Origin of the sequence: Natronolimnobius baerhuensis (genome assembly GCF_002177135.1) — an archaeon.
Lineage (GTDB): Archaea > Halobacteriota > Halobacteria > Halobacteriales > Natrialbaceae > Natronolimnobius > Natronolimnobius baerhuensis.
The window spans coordinates 165,216-184,676 of record NZ_MWPH01000004.1; the positions used below are offsets into that span (position 1 = coordinate 165,216).

The window sequence follows — 19,461 nt, forward strand, 5'->3', positions numbered from 1 at the left end:
CCTACGAGTGTCAGGAGTCCTGACTCGGCGTGTACTCACTCGAGTTACGGAGGACAGGACCGACGACAGTGTCACGCCGTCAGTCGAGGGGACTGTCCTACTCGAACAGTGATCCGGTCAGGAAGTCATCGGCAGCGTCCTCACTGAAAAGTGAACCGCCGAAGAATCCATCGCTGTCAAAGAGGACTCCAGCATCCGAGTCAGTGACCGTCTCTGTCGCTTCGACAGTCTGTTCGTCTTCGACAACCGACTGTTCGCTCTCCTCGACCGTCACGTTCTCAGTTATCGTGTCACTTGACTGCGCGAGAGAGGTGTTGTCGGCTTCCATCCCATCGGGTTCTTCCTGTGCAATCACTGCCCCAGTGGCGAGTGCCATTCCAAGCAGTCCAATTGCGACAGCCAGTGTAATCGCCTGGCGATACCGTCTGTAGTGGCTTTCTGTCATAGTTGTGGTCTCAGCGGCGACCGTCGTGTCATTCTATTCATGGATAAACGACTGGAATCGTTGAGCGAGCAAACACCCTATTTCGCTGTGATAGGCGCTGATTGTCGGCTGACGTGTCACAGTGTCCCGCCACTCCCTCTTGGAGTTTTCACTGGAAACGCGTTGTGTTCGCCTCGCAGTCCGCTCGCGGACGCCTCCCTGTCTGAAACAGTCTCTAGCACCGACTTACGACTGCGACGCCGACTCGAGTGGATTTGACTCACCGTGAACAGGTGTCTGTCTCTTGGTTCGACCAGTTCGTTTTTGAGACGGTCTCTCGAGCCTGAAAAAGCGGTTTTAGACAGGCACGCGTGATGGGTACTATGCAATTGACACGACGCACACTCGTCGCCTTCGGCGGACTGTTCGGCCTCGGCGTTCTCGAGCGACTGTACAGTACTGTCGCGGCCGGTGAGTCCGACGACGACGCTGCTGCATGCGGGAACGAAACGGTGGCTGAATCAGTAGCAGCCGGCGAGGAGAGCGATGGGAGTGATGAGGGGAGCAACGACGAGGACGGCGACGACGAGGCGTGGACCCTCCCAGATGACAGTCCACTCGAGGAGATCGCGACCGTTTCGGTCGATGCGCTCGAGGAGGAGGGCCTCGAGGACCCGATGCTCTCGATTACGAACACCGACTCCGAGGCCCGGTCGGTCTCGGTTCGAATCGACTCGGAGAGCGATACCGCACTCGAGGAGACAAACGATATTCCCGGTGAGAGCGTCCTCGAGGTCGTCGCTGGCGAGTCGGGAACGTACGAGACGACAGTCGAATCCGGTTCGTTGCAGAGTACGACATCGATCACCGCGTCCGGAGAGTGCCCCGCGCACACGGAGATTACACTCGGAGACAGCGGCGTTCGAATGAACACCTCGATGCGTTGCTAACCGTAGTGCTGGCACCGAGCCTGCAGTACCGCCCCGACAGTGACTCCCTGTCACTCACCGACTGCAGCGATCACCGGGCATTATATATTCCAACCCTATACAGTGAGGTATGAACGGGTGCCCGAGTGAAACGAACCGTCGACGGACCCACACGCCGTCGACGGCGTTCACCGAATGGAGTGTCGGAATACAACGACCGGACTGCCGGAGAGACGACAACAGGACACCGACCGCGACCAGTGATCGCACGATGCAGACTCGAGGGAGGAATCTATGGACCTGATCGACGACAACGGGAACCTCTTTGGCGTCGTGAACGTGATCGATGCGCTCGTCGTCTTGCTCATCCTCGCAGTCGCCGTCGCCGGCGTCGCCATCGTCGCGATGGGCGGGCCGGAGTCGACCGACGAGCCAGCCGTCGACACCGAGACCCAGCACGTCACGCTCGAGATCGGCTCTCAGCCTGACTACGTCCTCGAGCGCCTCGAGTCGGGCGACGAGGGGACCGTCGACGGTGGACAGAACGCAACGGTGACGGACGTACGAACGATCCACTCGGAGACGCTGGTTCGCGCCGAAATCGAAGGCGAGCCAGTAGCGGACCTCGATACGATTGCAGTCGGTGGCGAGCCACTCCAGTTCGGCCACGACCTCACACTCGATCTCGGACTGTACGCCATCAACGGCTCCGTTGCAGAGATGGGAACCGAGCCAACGCTCGCACTCGAGGAGACGACAGCGTCCGTCACGGTCGACCTCACCGATGTCAACCCCAGCGTCGGCGACGCGCTCGAGGCAGGCCCAACCGCGACTGACGGCGGAGAGACGATTGCCGTCGTCGAGGACGTCGACCGCGAGCCCGCACTGGTGATCCTCGAGAGCGACGACGGCCAACTCCACGAACACGACCACCCGCGCAACGAAGACCTGCAGGTCCACCTCGAGGCGCAGGCATTCGAGACTGATGACGGACTGTACTATCAGGGCCAACGTCTCGGCGTCGGGCAGGATCTCGTCCTCGAGTTCGAGACCATCTCCGTCACCGGACCCGTGAGTCACCTCGAGCGAGAGTAATGGGGTGGGAGGTGAGTGGATCCGGACTACGCGCGCTTCTCGCGCCCAACCGGGATAAACTGCGCGCGCTGCTCGAGGTGGTACCACGAAAGCGCCACGGCTGAACCGATGGTGTTGGCGACCATATCGACGAGCGAGGCGACTCGATCCGGCTGGAACACCTGTCCGAACTCCATCACTGCGCCGTAGCCCGTTGCAATCGAGAAGACGAGTAGCGCCTTGTGAGCGGGCGGGCGCGTGCGATCCGCAATCGCGTACGCGAGCGCAACTGTCAACGCCGCATATGCTGTTGCGTGGCGCTGATGTGATGCGGGGAGAGAGCCACTCGTCGTGAGCGTCGACGGCCGTGTCGGTACCACAGCCGGCGGCGCGGTGACCAGCGACCAGTAACAGATGAGCACCGCGATGAGCCCCGCTGGGAGCCATCGGACCGGCCACGGAAGCAACGGGAGACGTATCGACACCGTATCGGTCGGTCACCGGCCGTCTGGTTAGTAACGAACTGATTGGCCAGCGGTAACTGACCCCTTCCGGTCAGCGGCGGCGGGAACCGTGCCGATTGGTGGGTGGGTTCTCGAGTCAGACTCGTCTATACGCACGAGATCAGCATCCGCTTCTATCGCGTACGCCAATCTGTGGCTTCCCATCGATGAAGATTCCGACGAAATTCGCCGATGAGAGGTGTTTCCTCGAGCAAAACAATCTCGATGACAGTTTCGTCATGCCCAGCCCGAAGTGCTTCGGCACCGCCTTCTCCATCCAGTCGTTCGTCCTGTTCGCGGGCACAGACCCAGGGAAGCCGGCTACAGCCACAAACAACCAGATCGAACATGCAGTCCACCTCTACACACTCTTCGAGGAAAGTCTTAGTGTGCCCCGTCTCGAAACGTGGGTAACGCGGCTCGATGTCGAAGACAAATATGAGCAACTCAAACATGCGTTACCACCTCGATGCCGCCCAAAGCGTTCAGACGTCTGCTTCTCACCAACAGCATGTAAAAGACGTAGCGGCGGAGATTCTCGACGTGAGCGACGAGTTCGATGAGACTGTGAAATAGTACCAACTGCAACGAGTTACACACTGACGTGCAGTGGTTACTATCGCTCTCGCCGAAGCACGTCCTCTCGCTCGTCTTCTGGAACAGTGACGGAATCGTAGACGTCCGACGGAACATCAATCGTCCGCATAGGGTATGATTGTCGGCACATCTATAACGATCCTTGGATCATCACAGTGTCCATGGACAGCTGTTGTCTTCAGGCTACCCGTCATCTCCTGTCCATCATTGTGACCACCGACGACCACTCGAGGGAGACACCCACAGGTACTCACCCTTCGTACACCCGCGTGCATCCTGTGAGTTATATCTCTGAGAGAGTGACGAAGCCCCTCTCGAGGGTAGTTTCCCACCCCTGTCCCCGGTCGTCCGAGGACATCAGCTGTCACCGGCTCTTAGTCTTCACCTCCCGTCTCCCCAGGAACCTCCGCGTCAGTGGGAAGCACCAATCGTCGCTCTGTGTACTCGAGGCCGTTCTTCCGTTCCGTTCGCTTTCTCACTGCGACCCGGTGCTTCGAGAGATCCAACAGCGCATCGATCACCCTCGAGACGAGTTTCTTCGCGTACGTGTCGCTGACGCCGGCTTCCTGTCTGCGGATCCAGTGTTTGAGGTCGCTGGCGGTGACGTACTCGGCGACGGTTTTGCAGCCGGTCTTCCATGGGTTATCGCCAACACTCGCGTCCGTCCGTGCCTGCCACAGGGTTGCGGCTAACCGCGTTGGGAGTGCGTTCGCAGCCGAGCGGCGCATGTCGTCGTCCATCCGCGCCAGTTGCTGGATCGGTAGGAGGTCGCCGTAGGCGAGCGTGGTGGCAGTGCGCTCAAGCGGGTCCGCCTGCTCGGGCAGTCGGTAATACGTTCGGTCATCGGCTTTGGTGATGCGCTCGAGGAGATCCCCAGTGATCTCGAGTTCGTGTTCGTCGACGTGCGTCGTTCGAAGGTGGGCTCCCTTCTCGAGTTCGCGCGACTGGAGTTCCGCGAGGCGCTGCTTGTTCGTCTCGGCTTTCTTGCAGGCGGCCTCGGCGAGGCGGGTCTGCTGGTCCGTCCGTGACTCGCAGTCCTCGAGACGGGTTCGGGCGTGGTGGAGGGCGTCCTCGAGCTCGGCGATGCGTTCGGTCTTGGTCTCGAGTTCGGACTCGAGCTGTGTGGTTCTGCGCTCGAGTTCCGATTCGAGGCGGTCGGCTGTGGTCTCGAGGCGCGCAGTTTTCGTCTCGAGTTCGTCGATTCGGGTCAGGGCCTGGTGGAGGGCCGTCTCGAGGTCGGCGTCGGTGGTAGAGTCGGTCGCGGGAGTGGAGCCAGCGGGCTCGTTACGCATCCTCGACACCCCCGTCGTCGGCGTCAGTGTCGGACGTCTCGTGTGTGCGCTCGGGAGTCTCACTCTCGTCGCGTTGGGCCGTCGGTTCTGTCCCCTCGAGTGCGTGCTCGTACGGACAGTCCTCGTCGCAGTCGATCTCGACCTCGAGATTCAACTCGGCGTCGAAATCGATCCTGACCGTACACTCACACTCGAGGGCAATCGTCGGGGTTACGTCCGCGACAGCGTCCGTTGGGTTGTTCGGGTCCGTGGAGTCGGTGTCCGACTCTTGAGTCTCATCCGGCGTGGCTGGCTCTCGAGTCTCCTCCGCAATGTCTGACTCTCGAGTCGTCTCTGGAGTGTCCGGGCGCTCAGTCTCCGGCGTCTGCGCTCGCGGGTCGTCAGTTAGAGTCTCGTCTCGAGGCTCACCGTCCGGGTTCTCGGCGTGAACCTCGCCACCCGGATTCTCATCTCGCACCTCGCCGTCCGGCGTCTCCACCTGGGGCTCTCCGTCCGGCTCCGCGTCTCGAGTCTCGCCATCCTCACTCGGTGCATCCGCCGGCGGCTGGTACTTGATCTCCGGGCGCAGGCCCGTCCCCGGCCCATCGGCATCCGGCCGGTACGGAATCGCCGCCTCCGGCCCAACCGCCGCAATCGCAATCTGGCACGCCTGGGCTCTGATCTCGAGGACGTGCCGTCGGATATCGGCTCGTGTGTGGGTCGGCACATCCTCAAGTACCGTCCCGTCCGGCTCGTGGACATCCGCAAGGAGTGTGCGCGTGAGCGCGTCGACGTGCTCGAGGCGCGCGCGGATCGACGGTGTGGTTGTGGCCGGTTCGTCCTGTCGGTCGGGAGCTTTACTATCCCGTGAATCGTCGTCTGACATGGCTTCCGTAGGTTGGTTACGGGAGCTTCTCGCGGACTGGTGGGGCTAACACCGGTCCGCTACTTCTGGACTCAGTAGCGATGTGTCCGTACTAGTGCTTCCGTACAGTTCAGTAACAAGTCCATCGTACTTATACTCTAGCGTATTTGCGCTATGAATGGGTCGCATATATGATACAATATTACAAAACCAAACCAAGTTAATGCTGCTCAGTGGGACTACAGCGTCGAATGCGCCCTCGACCAGAGTGGATGTCGCTGAAGGATGGGCTCATCCTCGAGTTCCTCGCTGAACACGATCTCGAGTTGCCAGCGAAGCCACTCTATCGGAATCTCAATCGTCACGGCCATGAGATCGGCTATTCGACTGTTCGACAGCGATTGAAAGAGTTGGAGGAGCATGGTCTTCTCGAGAAGGTCGATGAAGCCGGGTATTACGCACTTAGTTCGAAGGGTGAGGCGTATCTAGCCGGAGAACTCGAACTCAGCGAACTCGAATAACAATCACATCTAAACATCGAGGGAAATTTTGCTTATTATTCGGTGTACTAGTACTAGTCCTTCTCTCTTATCAATATTATAATCATAATACCTACTCAGAATTCTCCAATGAACTGCTAGCCTTCTGGGTGCCACCCGAAGACCAACGGATATAACACTGGTTGCATGGTTCGAATAGACAATGACTGACGGGGAGACGGTAAATCGGCGTGAGCAATTGCGGGCGCTCATTCGTGTCGCGCAATATCGCCCCAAACTCGTGATTGCGATTATTTTTGGAGGTGTCTTCACTGCGTTGTTAGAAGGCATCGGATTAGGTTTCATCATGCCCATCGTGGAGATTGTCCAGTCTCCCGGAGATCCGGCTGCAGAGGCCGATGGGGTGATGGAACTGTTCGTGATGGCCTACGACTTTCTTGGGATTCCGTTTACGCTTGGCCTTGTGGTAACCGGTGTGAGCGTTGTGTTAGCCGTCCGGTGGACGCTGACGTTTTTTGTTCGCTGGATGCGAGAGGCGTTGGCAATCGACTACACGCGCAAGATCCAGACACAAGCATTCGATAACGCACTCGATGCGCGGATAGAGTACTTCGACCGCGAAGGGTCTGATGACATCCTGAACGCAATCGTGACGCAGGCCGAGTATGCCGGACGGACAATCAAGTACGTCGTGGACCTGATCGAGCAATCTCTCTTAGCCCTAATGTACTTACTCGTTGCACTTGTTCTCGCTCCGTTTCTCACACTATTCGCGATCGTTTTTCTCGGCGGCTTTTCCGTTCTCTTTCGGTACGTCCTTGAACCGGGATACGAACTGGGGGATCAAGTCGCTGAGGCAAATGAACGGTTACAGGAAGCCGCACAGGCTGGAACGCAGGGAATCCGCGATACCAAGCTCTTCGGGCTCAAATCGGAGTTGCGAAATGACTTCCTCGAGTCGGTGAACAACTTCGCCCAATCGAGCATCAAACTCCGTCGGAACGAGCAAGGGATCAACAGTTTCTACAATTTACTGACTGCAGTGTCAGTATTCCTGCTAATTTACCTCGCAATCTCATTCGCTGAGATGTCCCTCGGAGCGCTCGGTGTGTTTCTCTTCGCAATGTTCCGCCTCGGACCGAAGGTCAGTCAGGTAAACAAGCTAATCTACAAGGTGGAAAACAACCTCCCGCATCTGGTTCGAACGCAGCAGTTCCTTGACAAACTCGAGGCGAGTCAAGAACTCGAGACGGCGAGCGAACCCGTCCCTGAGGAGATCGAGCAAATCGAGGTCGATGATCTTCACTTCTCCTATCAGAGTCAGGACGATGAGGCTCTCTCAGGGGTATCCCTCGAGTTCGAAAAAGGTGAGTTCATCGGCTTCGTCGGGCAGTCCGGTGCCGGGAAGTCGACGATCGTCTCACTGTTGTCGCGGATGTACGAACCCGATTCCGGAGAGATTCGGGCAAATGGTCGGTCGATCCACGAAATGGACGTCGACGAGTGGCGGTCAAAGATCGCGGTCGTGCAGCAGAACCCGTTCATTTTCAACGACACGCTGGGATACAACCTGACGATCGGGAATCGGGACGTGAGCGACGGGGAGTTAGATCGGGTCTGTGAAATTGCGAAGGTGGACGAGTTCCTCGCAGAGTTGCCCGACGGCTACGAGACGCAACTGGGTGACGACGGCGTGCGGTTGTCCGGTGGACAGAAACAGCGGGTGGCGTTGGCGCGGGCACTGTTGAAAGATGCAGAGGTACTGGTACTCGATGAGGCGACGAGCAATCTCGACTCGAGTCTGGAGCAGCAGGTTCAAGAGTCCATCGAGAGTATGGATCGGGAGTATGCGATGGTCGGAATTGCGCATCGACTGTCGACGGTGAAAAATGCCAATCGAATCTACACTGTGGAGGCAGGCGAAATCATCGAGACTGGCAAACACGAGGAATTGATCGACAACGGTGGACAGTACGCCGAGTTGTACGCGATTCAGTCGAAAGGATAAACAGTTAATTATCATTGGGGTACAGACCCTAACCGAAGAGAAAATTACAGTGTGATAAAACAGACCACTTATGTCAGGTAAAATACTATCCGTAATCCCTGCTCGAAAAGGCTCAAAGGGAATACCAAGGAAGAATTTACGGAAGCTCGGAGACCATCCTCTTGTAGCCCATGCAATCAAAACAAGCAAGGAATCCGATTTGATCGATCATGTGGTTCTGACGACAGATAGTCGGGAAATTGCGCAGATAGGACGTCAGTATAATGTTGACACAGTGATTGACCGTCCGCATCGTCTATCAAAAGACGAGGTGCCTCTTGCTCCGGTTATTGAACATGCTTTTAATCAAGTAAATAAGGAATTTCAGTATGTTCTCTGTTTTCAACCAACTGCACCCTTGGTCTCGGTAAACTCTATTAACAAAGGGATTACAGCAGGAACGGACGAAAAAACAGACAGTGTTGTGTTTGTTAGGGATAGTAGTCATATATATTGGAGGGAGAAAGAGGATGGATATGAACCTATCTCAAGCGAAAGAAAAAACAGGCAACAACTGGATCCTATTTATGAGGAAATCGGAGTTTTTATCTCAGATAAAAGCGTAGTAAAAGAAGGAAATCGAGTTGGAAACTCCCCTGAATTCCACGAAGTAGAGTCACAAGAAGGCATAGACATCGATACATACTCCGATTGGATTCTTGCAGAGAGTCAACTACAGCGTAAACAGATAATATATCGGTTGATAGGGAACGGAGATGCGGGAACGGGTCATGTGTATCGAGGAATTACGATCGCAGATCACCTCTTCGAGCATGATATTCTGTTCGGAGTTGAGCCGACAGAGGACCTCGCAATTGAGAAATTGGAGGAGAGCAACTACGACTACCAGATATTCGATGATGAACAGTCATTCTTGGAGTTCGTTCATTCGACTAAACCCGATGTAGTCGTTAACGATATTCTTGATACCTCCGCAGACTACGTTAAATCACTCAAACAGCACACACCTCACGTCGTCAATTTTGAAGATCTGGGCACGGGTACCGACCACGCCGATGCAGTGATCAACGCACTGTACGAACATTCCAACCCACCAGAAAATCATCACTTTGGATTCGAACATTTTTGTCTACGAAACGAATTCCTGTATGCTACGCCACGGGCAGAAATCTCGTCCGTCAACAGAATCATGATTTCCTTCGGAGGGACCGACGAGAATAACCTCACCGCCAAAACCCTGCGTGCGCTGTCAGATATCGATCGAGATATCCATCTCGACGTGGTTTTGGGACTGGGATACACCGAACAAGAGTGGCTTGATCCAATACTGTCGGCGTATCCATCAAACGTTAGCGTCGAAATCAATCAGGACATCAGATCTATGGCGGAGCATATGGAACAGGCGGACCTTCTCATCACGTCCAACGGTCGAACGCTGTACGAGGCGGGATCGTTGAATGTCCCCGTGATCTCGATCGCTCAAAACCATCGCGAACAGAAACACCCGTACGCACACATCTCGCGAGGAGTACTTTTCTTGGGACAGGCAGATTACGTCACCGAGGAGAACGTACTAACTGCAGTCAAAGATTACATCACGGATAGAGAGAAGCGTGAAACGATGCGCGAGGCACTGGAAGACCACGACATTGCCAATGGCGTCGAGAGAATCAAACAGATATTGTTCGAAGAAACCAATGAAAATTAACAACATAGACATCGAAAATCGCACGCAACCGTACTTGATCGCCGAAATCGGCGTCAATTATTTTGACATCGCTGAACAGCGAGGTATTTCACCGATCGCTGCCGCAAAAGAAATGGTGAGAGAAGCGGCCACTGCCGGAGTTGACGCGGTAAAGTTTCAGTCGTATTCGGCGGATCAACTCGCGTCTAAAAACTCACCTGCATACTGGGACACAAGCGAGGAGTCGACAGAATCGCAGTACGAACTGTTCGCCCAGTACGACGATTTCGGAGAAGCCGAGTTTGAAGAAATAGCGACGTGGACGGCCGAGAATCACGATGTCGACTTTCTTTCGACACCCTTCGACTTCCACGCCGTTGAGTATCTTGAAGACCTCGTTCCAGCGTATAAGATCGCTAGTGCGGACATCACGAATCACCCCCTCCTTCGGCAGATCGCGCAAAAAGAAAAACCGGTTTTACTGTCGACAGGAGCGAGCACGATTGGTGAGATTGACCAAGCAGTACGCGTCATCGAAGACGAAGTTGAGGATCCAGAAATATGCTTACTCCACTGCATTCTCCAGTATCCTACCGATCCGGAGAATGCCAATCTTGGTATGATTAACCATCTGGATGAAGTGTATCCTGAGTATATGATTGGCTATTCAGATCACGTTCCGCCGGACGATGGGATGGTCACCCTACTGAATTCAGTTGTCAACGGAGCAGAAGTCATTGAAAAGCACTTTACACTCGATAAGTCGCTTGAAGGGAATGACCACTATCACGCTATGGATCCAGAAGATGTTCGAACATTTCGGGAAAATGTTGACCACCTTTCAGTAACAACTGGACGGTCAAAGAAAGAACCTATTTCAGCGGAAACAGATAGTAGAGAGTACGCTCGTCGAAGCCTTGTCGCTGCGACGGAGATTAAGCCAGGGGAGGCAATTACGCGGGAGCAACTGGCTATCAAACGACCAGGGACTGGAATATCGCCGACGATGCTTGATACAATTGTAGGAAGAAAAGCACGAGAACAAATAGCACTGGACAGTATTTTAACGTGGGATCTGGTTTAGCAAAACCCAGATTTTAAATTACTGTGTCAATGCCGTTGTAGTCGTGGTAAACAGCCTCACATGCAGAAATTTATTCGTTTCTGGATCGACAGCAGCGTACAGACAGAACTATTGCCGTTGATTCGAATCACTGTCTGTTAAGCGCAATGTGATCCAGGTTCACGTCAGTGGCGGGCTGTAGATCGGCTTTTTGTACCCAGTCATAAATGGACTTCCGCGACCGTTCGACGCCGATTTTCTCTAGTTGGGTAACGTATTCGAAAGTAATAGTCCTGTCAAGTGGAGCCGAATACTGAACTCCACAAAATCCAAGTCCATATAGTCGCTACGACCGCTTAGGCAATCGATTTCAGCCATCAACCGGCCACAATTCATCTCGCCTCACTTTTTAGTCTGAACTAAGCATGACTAATTGGATAGCCCAAGAATATTTGAGAGGGTAAAACAAATAACAGATAGAGATGGGAAAAGATCCAGATATTGCGTTAGTAGTTCTTGACACATTACGAAAAGATTATTTTGAAGAAGAGTTTGAATGGTTACATTCAACCGGAACATATTTTGATAACGGTTGGTCCACATCACACTGGACGATTCCAGCACACGCGAGTTTATTTAGTGGGAGATACGCCTGTGAGATCGGAACGGGGGCAAAAAATCGGCGTTTGACGGTCAAGAAGACACTTGGAGAATTACTTTCTAACGCAGGTTACCGAACCATGGCAATCACGGCCAATCCTACAGTTAGCCCAGAGTTTAACTACAACTCGGGATTCGATAGATTTGATTCGTTATTTTCCCGTTCTTGGAAACAATATGTCAATCCAGGCCTGCCAAGCCCGCTCAAGTATCTCTTTTTTGTAACCCGCTCTCTCCAATCTGATTCTTCATTAGAAACATTGAGGTCAGCATACGAACATAAAATCAAATTTGATGAAGTTGACCTTGCAAATGGGGCAAAACAGGCACATACCCGGTTTCCACAAACAGATAAGGAACCTACGTTTCTGTTCGTGAATTTAATGGAAGTTCATTCTCCCTACAAACCTCCCCAAGGCTACAGAACGGGGCCGGCTGCACGACTTACAGCCACACAAGCTTTACTGAAAGATGGACCAGAACAAGATGGTGATCGAATAATTAACGCGTATTCTGATTCCGTCTCTTATCTTTCCGACGTATATAACGAGATCCATTCAGATCTGTGTCGTGACTACGATCTTGTTATCACCATCTCTGACCATGGCGAGGCTCTTGGAGAGGGTGATTACTGGGGTCATCCACCTGTTCTCACACCCGAGATTACCCGTGTACCGATTCACATTGCAGGCACAAATGAAAATAAAACCGTCTCAACCCCAGTCAATCTCTTAGATGTATTTCAGACTATCTGTGACGCAGCTGAGACTTCAATCCCATCTAACTCCCATGGAACCTCGTTGTTTAATAGCCATGCTGGGTCACGCTCATTGTTAGTTGAGTCAAGTGGGATGACTGAGAGGGCACTTGAAATTGCCAAGAATCTTGATGTTCCTGAAAAGGAAGTAGCACGCTTAGATAACCCTCGATATGGACTCGTCACAGATTCAGGTTACGCCTTTGAGACAATAGCTGGAGATCTCTATACGATCGGATCAATTGATAATGCCCAGAATCGTCTGGAAACGAAGCTAGATAAGATTGAAATGGTTGACGCAGAGGAATCATCATCCCCGTCCAAGGAACTCTTAGATCATCTTCAAGATCTAGGATATGCATGATACATTGCATAAATTATATTGCACACGAAGGTTTACAGTTAGGCCCGTGCACCCCAATAAAAACTAGCATTCGTCCCAAAAACTAACATTCTGAGAAAAATATTAAGGAGATTGTAGTGCAGTTAATGAGTGGGTGCGTACTAACGTATGCCTTGGCGAATATTCTATAATATATGTGAAAGTTATTTACAGCCACTTGGTGACTACGGTAGTGTTTTTATAAGCCGTTCCATTTCATCGTGTGTTTTATCAATCGCATTAGCAACATGATCAAAAGAATCAAAGCCATCGTTGAGGTCGTCGTTAATATTGTCCAATATCTCTTCAACCGGTCCTTGGTACGAGCCTCGATCAAATGTGGCGATATCACTGGGGGCAGATAGGGACTCGGAAACGCCGGTTCCCCGTCCATCCACCTGAAAAAGATAACTAGGATGACGAATCGCGAGGAATGAGATGTGTCCGTGAACGCGATACCCGATATGCAGGTCGATATCTCGATATTGTCCCAACTTTTCGGGTTCGTAAGCGGGATTGATTACCGTATATCCTCGTTTGTCTGCCTCATATTTGAATCGGCGAAGGTGAAGCGAACGAATGAAAGGAGTATGGTCGTCGTAGGAAATTCCTCTATGGAACGAACAGTACAAATCTGCGTCCGGAAACTCCTCGCTCACACGGCGAAGCAAGTATCGAAACTGTTTTCGGTAATACCGTGATCGGGGTACGGCCGTGGAGATAGCAATACTATCAATAGTGGACGGTTTCTCGAATGGTTTTCCGAGAGACTCAAGATCGTACCATGCGGGACAGCCGACAAGCTTGACGTTAGCTATTCCATGCTTTTCGAGGACTCGCTTTGTAGGGAGGTCACGCACTCCAGAGAATTCGATTCGTTCATGTATGCGTTCGAGAAGTTCAAGGGATTCAGACGTGAATTCATACGAGTCTTCGTCTGTTCCTTTCCATCCCGGTCCGAGAGGATAAACCGGGACACCCTCATCAAGAACGTCATTAAGTGAAGGATAGATACTAGCGAAGTTCCCGGAGGCATACGCTGGCCCGCCAGCGATTATTACAGCATCGGTTTCTTGTACTCGAAGAAGTTCTTCCTCAGAAATATCCTTTCGGACCATTTCTAACTCCAACAAGTCCGCTTCTTCGAGATCTGTATACTCGAATAACAGCTTCTTAGCCCGGTTCCGAATCAGATAGTCACCAACATTTTTCTTGGCCCCGTGAAACAAGGTATATTTCATCTATAGCCCACTCCAAGGGGAGTCTACTAAGAAATTCCGGAGACAAACCGAGTGATCCCATGTATCATAAACCGAGTGATTTATGCCGATTCTCGTTAGCTATATTGCAGGCTGTACATGGATAAGACGGATCATCGAAACCTAGACGGCCAATCGGTTCTTGTTACGGGGGGTGCGGGTTTCATCGGCAGTCGCCTTAGCACCAGACTTACAGAAAACACAGAATTAACAGTTGTCGACAATTTTTCAGTCGGCAATATATCTGCCGTACCAGACGAGGCCCGAATAATCGAAGAAGACATAACTGATCGTGAATCCGTCTTAGATTCAATCACAGACGTAGATGTTATCTTCCATCAGGCAGGTCTCGTTAGCGTCTCGCAGTCAGTCCAGTCTCCTTACGAAAGCCATACCAGCAATGCAACGGGAACAGTGAATATCCTTGATGCCGCTAGAGAGCACAATGCGAGAGTTGTTATTGCCTCAAGTGCCGCGATCTATGGTCATCCTGAGTACACTCCAATAGACGAGAAACACCCGTTCGACCCTACGTCTCCATACGGGCTTGACAAGCTCACGACCGACTACTACACTCGTCTCTATTCCAATCTCTACGATCTCGAAACAGTTGCCCTCCGATATTTCAACGTCTTCGGCCCTGGACAGACAGGAGGGAATTACGCAGGAGTAATACCGACATTCATTAAACAGGCTCTCTCCGGGGAAGACATCACTGTTCACGGTGATGGCGAGCAAACTCGTGACTTCGTTTACGTAGACGACGTGGTTCGGGCGAATATCTCTGCTGCACAGACAGACCAAGTTGGAGCAGCGTACAATATTGCTACCGGAGAATCGGTTTCTATCCGGAAATTAGCCGAAATAATTCGTGATATAACTGACTCTAATTCTGATATTGTGCATACTGGGTCTCGATCCGGCGACATCAAGCATTCGGTTGCGGATATCTCGAGCGCAGAAACCTCTCTAAGATACCAACCATCAGTCACACTGGAAGAAGGGCTCGAACGTACCATAGACTGGTGGCAGAACAAGAACTCCGAATCGTAGTCCTATTCGCATATCATATTTGGGACTGGTAGTGCTAGTAGCAGTCTTCCTGATACGGCGTACCCTCATCAGCCAAACGCTCAAGGATGTCACATACATTTTCGGTTGCATTCGGTGCAAAATAATAGTCGCTCTTGAACGAGTTCTTTTCTGTTCCTAATGCAGCGACCAGTTCATCAACCGACGCAATCAGTTCGGCCGATCCCTCTTCAATTAGCGGCTCAAGAACGTTCGGCCCCGCACAATCGTAGACATACGTTTCGAGATCAAACGCCAGTCCTTCATATATCGCAGTCGAATAGACACCGACCTGTACACTTGATTCTGAAAACAACTCATATAGTGGTGGTTCAGACCCATCGATTACTTCGAAATTTGCATTAACTAGCCACGGATACTCGTCTTGCCATCGATCGTATTCTCCAGGATGGAGTTTATACACGATATCGTGGTCGATTTCCGAATGCCGGTCGACTTCAACCGCAAATTTTGAAAGTTCTTCTCCGATTGTTCCTTGTGAAATAAAAACAATCTGCTCCTGAGATGAAGTGCTTTCGTACTGATTGATGGATCGCTCAAGATACGGATATCCGACTGTCAAGACTCGATCGTCCGGAATCGGAAACGTAGCTTGTGTCTTCCAGTAGTCACCCCACACGAGCAAATAGTCGGGAAACGTAATTTTGTCCCGGGTTCCAGGGTACGTGTATCCCAAATGCTTCGGATGAATTATGCCGTGTTGAAGCTCCGCAACTGGAATATCCATCTCAGAACATGATTCGATGAACGTCTCTCGACCGTAGCTCACAACCAGTAAGACGAGTTTGGGATCTATCCGTCGAAGCATCTGTTGATATAGCCGATGAAGAGGGCGACGGATCTCTAACTTGTACCGTACTTGCTCTGTGAGGTCCAATTTGACTTTGAACTCTTCCTCAATTTGATCCTCAATGTAATCGATCTGATCAAGTTCGGTAGCGTTGAACTGGGGAATATCAATCCCTGTCTTTCGCCAAACACGTGCAAGACTATGAATAATATCTCTATACTTGATGTTATCTGTCTTAGCAGGCGTGAGATGTCCGTTCTGATATTGTTTTTCGAGATAGGCAAAATCTACGTCCAATTCCTCGTAGATCGGATCAAAATAAATATCCCACCATAAATCATCCTTCAACTGTTTTCGTCTCGCGTGACCATATGTTAAAAAGTTCTTGTCAGTCACCAGCAACGGATTTTTATCTACAGCAGAAGTCACGAACGACTGTAATACGTGCAAATACTGCTTCGGTTTCGACTTAATCGTTGACGAGGTATGCGCTTCGTTTTCTACCCCAAGTTCTTTTTTTATATCTCGATAAACGGGATGACGAATTCGTTCCCATATGGGGACCCCGTCTATCCTAACATCGAAAAATTCGGCTGCTTTTTCAAGTTCTAAGAACGTTTGAAAGACATCGTCTGTGGTCGCGGAACTCATTTGTATACCGGGTACTTCGAGAGGAGTGGTAGAAAGGTTTGTCAATATTAATCTTTGTCACCGAATAGAAATAGGTGCGTTCCTCACTACAACAGGAAATGTGTTATCCTGTGTTTTTCACATCAAATGGTCCAGTGAACAGCTATGGAAAACGTCATGTGATAAATCTTGAGGATTCGTTATTCAGCAATCTCAACCCTTAAATGTCTGTTCCTGTACAAAGATACCAAGGAATGGAACTCTATGACCTACTTGTAGAGGGTGCATCAGCTGGTATAGAACTGCAGGATGAATCGGGGAGTATGCCTTCAGGTAACAACGGACCTTGGAATGACCCCGAAACGCCGGTACGAAACACGTCTCACTGGTTGATTACATTTCTCAAAGCATACAATATCACTGACGATGATCAATTTCACGAAGCAGCGGTAAGTGCACTTGAATATCTTCAATCGGAGGAAACACGTCCACAAGGAAAGACCTTCCATCACCGTAAGAACCCAGAGAAGGACTTCTGTAACGGTCTTATCGGACAAGCGTGGGCGTTTGAAGCCCTAGTGACCGCAACCAGGGAGTTGGGCGACCCAGAACCAGAGTCACTCGCCGAAACTGTGTTCCTGCAACATCCCTTCGATTACGAACGAGGACTGTGGCAAACTGTAGAGATCACTGGTGAAGTGTTAGGATACGATATGACCTTTAATCATCAACTTTGGTTTGCAGCAACAGGGGCTATGCTGTCAGACGAAGAAATACTGGAGCAAGTTAGGATTTTTCTAGACAACCTCGAGGAAAACCTTCGTTTGTACGACAGTGGGCTAGTGTACCACAAGGTTTGGAGGGACTTTTCCGTTAGTGATCACGTGAGGTATCTAACCGGAGGGAACGACCTAGAGTTCGGACTTCGTAGATACCGTGATATCGCTCGGACATTATTATCGAGGAATAACTACGATGAGCAGATTATCTACCGTTCAATCGGATATCACTCCTTCAACACGTATGCCTTTGCAATGTTGAAAGAACGGTTCCCAGATCATGACTTTTGGGAATCAAAAAAGATTGGATCAATTCTGAAATATTCTCGTTCCAACGAGTATCATAAAGCGATCCAAGATAACGATTACGGCTATCCGTACAACCCACCGGGATTCGAGAACGCCTATACGCTATCGGTGTTCGAACCCGATAGTCAAACTAAACAGCAAAAGTGGGTTGAGGAACAAGTAGATCGGACTTTCAATTTTGAGAGTAGTTTATTGGAATCTGTTCCAACGGACGCAACTACATACGCAGCTAGGATCTACGAGGCTACACGTTTGCCGAACCTTGAGTTTGGACCTGATCATGACGCAAAACCAAAGTGAATCGCCGTTCGTTTCGGTAATCGTACCTGTGTACAATGCTCCGGAGGACATTAGAAACTGCCTCGGTTCACTTGTTGAACAAACATATCCGGACAAACGATGGGAATTACTTGTAGTGGATAACGATTCCACAGACAGAACACCTGAAGTAGTCAAAGAGTATGACGAGGCGAAACTACTTAGGGAACTTGAGATTCAAGGATCATACGCAGCGCGAAATAAAGGAATGAAAAACGCAGATGGTGAAATAATTGCGTTCATCGACTCTGATTGCACTCCTGAACCCGACTGGTTGGAGCAAGGAGTCAAAGGACTTTCATGTAAATCGGCTGATCTCGGCGGTGGAAAGGTTCGATTCACCTATTCATCAACACATAGTGCCGCTGAAATGTATGATTCTATGGTGAATATGCAAATAGAACAGAATATAAAAGAACGGTCTGTCGCAAAGACGGCGAACCTTTTTGTCCGAAAAGAAGTCTTTGAGGCGATCGGAATGTTCCCTTCGGGAGTCAAATCAGGAGGTGATGTGGCTTGGACGAAAAAAGCAACAGACGAAGGCCATCAGCTAATTTATCTTGAATCAGCTATCGTTAGCCATCCGGCTAGATCGTTCCGACCTTTACTTCGAAAGCAATGTCGAGTAGGTAAAGGAAAGTACGATTCAGGAACTAACTCCGGTATTCAATATTTTCTAAGGCAATTACTTCCACCTAAACCAACAACATTCCGAGCGACTCTGAACGAAAAGTTATCGGCAGAGCATCTATCTCGAAAGTCAGTGGTCGAAATATATTTTGTTGGATGGGTATGCAAAATTGCTACTGCGACCGGCTGGTTATTCAGTAATATAAGAAGCTGAATTAGTGTTTCCCGAATTGACTTCGTGATTGGTGGGTGTCTCGTCTTTATTTGGGGAAAAATAGATTGCAACGCTAGTCGCAAGTCCAACGACTAACCAAGCAAACGGTAGATGGATGAAGTCATACAACAATTCTCCGACCAAGATGCACAGAACAATGGCTAACCAAGTTAAATTCAGGTAGAACTTGAATGACTTGGTAGAATTTGCAACATTGCGGGAAAGGATAATGAATGGATAGACATACATTGGAAGGGCTAATATTGTTCCAACGATTCCACGCTCAACCAGAAATTTCACATAGGTCGATTCTGGAGTTATCCAACCGGTATGTACTACATAGTTATTTAACCCAACACCATGTATAAAAATATTTGGATTACTTAACCATAATCGAATTGCATAAATTCTAGAACTTAAGTGGGCATGAATCGAATTTTGCATTCGTGACAAAATAACCTGTTCTGGAAACACGAGCGTTAAGAGGATTATTCCACCCACAATTGTCACACAGATGAGAGCTATTTGTCGAAGTGATATACTTCTTAATATGAAAATTAGGAACGTTATTCCACCAACTATTAGGAACGTAAATATTCCCGACCGAGACACAGTTGCGAAGAGAGCCACGAATAGAATCATAGTCGCGCCACCTGCAATATATGTAAAGACTTTCCGATTGCAGAGTAGCGTGTACCCTGCCATGAGAAATATACCCAT

The 19,461-nt window shown here is 50.7% G+C and carries 17 protein-coding genes and 1 pseudogene; 10 read left to right on the forward strand and 8 right to left on the reverse strand.

Annotation, left to right across the window (positions count from 1 at the left end):
- Positions 1–97: 97 nt before the first annotated feature.
- Complete coding sequence (locus B2G88_RS17055) at positions 98–445, reverse strand: hypothetical protein (RefSeq protein WP_054862366.1); 348 nt, start codon at positions 443–445, stop codon at positions 98–100.
- Between the two features lie 362 nt (positions 446–807).
- On the opposite strand from B2G88_RS17055, the gene B2G88_RS17060 reads away from it, so the two are divergent.
- Positions 808–1,374: a hypothetical protein gene (locus tag B2G88_RS17060; protein ID WP_140408892.1), complete on the forward strand. Its 567-nt coding sequence runs from the start codon at positions 808–810 to the stop codon at positions 1,372–1,374.
- Between the two features lie 273 nt (positions 1,375–1,647).
- Positions 1,648–2,448 carry a DUF4330 family protein gene (locus B2G88_RS17065; RefSeq protein WP_054862368.1) on the forward strand — a complete coding sequence of 267 codons (801 nt, stop codon included), beginning with the start codon at positions 1,648–1,650 and terminating at the stop codon, positions 2,446–2,448.
- 26 nt (positions 2,449–2,474) lie between these two features.
- Here the strand turns inward: B2G88_RS17065 and B2G88_RS17070 are convergent, their stop codons facing one another.
- The 4 genes from B2G88_RS17070 to B2G88_RS17085 all read right to left on the reverse strand — a co-directional run bounded on the left by B2G88_RS17070 (position 2,475) and on the right by B2G88_RS17085 (position 5,684).
- Positions 2,475–2,912, reverse strand: a complete 438-nt coding sequence (locus tag B2G88_RS17070; protein ID WP_140408893.1) for a VanZ family protein — start codon at positions 2,910–2,912, stop codon at positions 2,475–2,477.
- Positions 2,913–3,064: 152 nt separating this feature from the next.
- Complete coding sequence (locus tag B2G88_RS19730) at positions 3,065–3,385, reverse strand: hypothetical protein (RefSeq protein ID WP_054862370.1); 321 nt, start codon at positions 3,383–3,385, stop codon at positions 3,065–3,067.
- A 516-nt stretch (positions 3,386–3,901) separates the two neighbouring features.
- The gene (locus B2G88_RS17080) at positions 3,902–4,819 is read right to left on the reverse strand and encodes a hypothetical protein (protein ID WP_087715489.1); all 918 of its coding nucleotides are present in this window, start codon (positions 4,817–4,819) and stop codon (positions 3,902–3,904) included.
- On the reverse strand, positions 4,812–5,684 hold the full coding sequence (locus tag B2G88_RS17085) for a hypothetical protein (protein WP_087715490.1): 873 nt from the start codon (positions 5,682–5,684) through the stop codon (positions 4,812–4,814). Before B2G88_RS17085 ends, B2G88_RS17080 begins: the two co-directional genes overlap by 8 nt.
- Positions 5,685–5,935: 251 nt before the next feature.
- Here B2G88_RS17085 and B2G88_RS17090 point away from each other — a divergent pair, with 251 nt between their 5' ends.
- From B2G88_RS17090 to B2G88_RS17105, 4 genes are all read left to right on the forward strand, one after another.
- A complete protein-coding gene (locus B2G88_RS17090) occupies positions 5,936–6,184 on the forward strand; it encodes a winged-helix domain-containing protein (protein WP_054862372.1) in 249 nt (82 codons plus the stop codon).
- A 181-nt stretch (positions 6,185–6,365) separates the two neighbouring features.
- Entirely contained in the window at positions 6,366–8,171 is a 1,806-nt protein-coding gene (locus B2G88_RS17095) for an ABC transporter ATP-binding protein (RefSeq protein ID WP_087715491.1), read from the forward strand.
- Positions 8,172–8,241: 70 nt separating this feature from the next.
- Positions 8,242–9,879 carry a cytidylyltransferase domain-containing protein gene (locus tag B2G88_RS17100; protein ID WP_087715492.1) on the forward strand — a complete coding sequence of 546 codons (1,638 nt, stop codon included), beginning with the start codon at positions 8,242–8,244 and terminating at the stop codon, positions 9,877–9,879.
- The gene (locus B2G88_RS17105; protein WP_087715493.1) at positions 9,869–10,942 is read left to right on the forward strand and encodes an N-acetylneuraminate synthase family protein; all 1,074 of its coding nucleotides are present in this window, start codon (positions 9,869–9,871) and stop codon (positions 10,940–10,942) included. Before B2G88_RS17100 ends, B2G88_RS17105 begins: the two co-directional genes overlap by 11 nt.
- Before the next feature lie 21 nt (positions 10,943–10,963).
- Here B2G88_RS17105 and B2G88_RS17110 read toward each other — a convergent pair.
- A pseudogene (locus B2G88_RS17110) lies at positions 10,964–11,299 on the reverse strand (IS6 family transposase); the annotation flags it as partial.
- 104 nt (positions 11,300–11,403) lie between these two features.
- On the opposite strand from B2G88_RS17110, the gene B2G88_RS17115 reads away from it, so the two are divergent.
- Positions 11,404–12,702 carry a sulfatase-like hydrolase/transferase gene (locus tag B2G88_RS17115; protein WP_087715494.1) on the forward strand — a complete coding sequence of 433 codons (1,299 nt, stop codon included), beginning with the start codon at positions 11,404–11,406 and terminating at the stop codon, positions 12,700–12,702.
- Between the two features lie 203 nt (positions 12,703–12,905).
- Here the strand turns inward: B2G88_RS17115 and B2G88_RS17120 are convergent, their stop codons facing one another.
- Complete coding sequence (locus tag B2G88_RS17120; RefSeq protein WP_054862375.1) at positions 12,906–13,961, reverse strand: polysaccharide pyruvyl transferase family protein; 1,056 nt, start codon at positions 13,959–13,961, stop codon at positions 12,906–12,908.
- A 117-nt stretch (positions 13,962–14,078) separates the two neighbouring features.
- Here B2G88_RS17120 and B2G88_RS17125 point away from each other — a divergent pair, with 117 nt between their 5' ends.
- Positions 14,079–15,032: an NAD-dependent epimerase/dehydratase family protein gene (locus B2G88_RS17125; RefSeq protein ID WP_087715495.1), complete on the forward strand. Its 954-nt coding sequence runs from the start codon at positions 14,079–14,081 to the stop codon at positions 15,030–15,032.
- Positions 15,033–15,066: 34 nt separating this feature from the next.
- Here the strand turns inward: B2G88_RS17125 and B2G88_RS19825 are convergent, their stop codons facing one another.
- Complete coding sequence (locus B2G88_RS19825; protein ID WP_217895831.1) at positions 15,067–16,512, reverse strand: hypothetical protein; 1,446 nt, start codon at positions 16,510–16,512, stop codon at positions 15,067–15,069.
- 233 nt (positions 16,513–16,745) lie between these two features.
- Between B2G88_RS19825 and B2G88_RS17135 the strand changes: the two genes are divergently transcribed.
- The gene (locus tag B2G88_RS17135) at positions 16,746–17,879 is read left to right on the forward strand and encodes a glycoside hydrolase family protein (protein ID WP_087715496.1); all 1,134 of its coding nucleotides are present in this window, start codon (positions 16,746–16,748) and stop codon (positions 17,877–17,879) included.
- Positions 17,860–18,741 carry a glycosyltransferase gene (locus tag B2G88_RS17140; RefSeq protein ID WP_087715497.1) on the forward strand — a complete coding sequence of 294 codons (882 nt, stop codon included), beginning with the start codon at positions 17,860–17,862 and terminating at the stop codon, positions 18,739–18,741. The genes B2G88_RS17135 and B2G88_RS17140 overlap by 20 nt, the downstream gene beginning before the upstream one ends.
- Positions 18,742–19,461 lie beyond the last annotated feature (720 nt).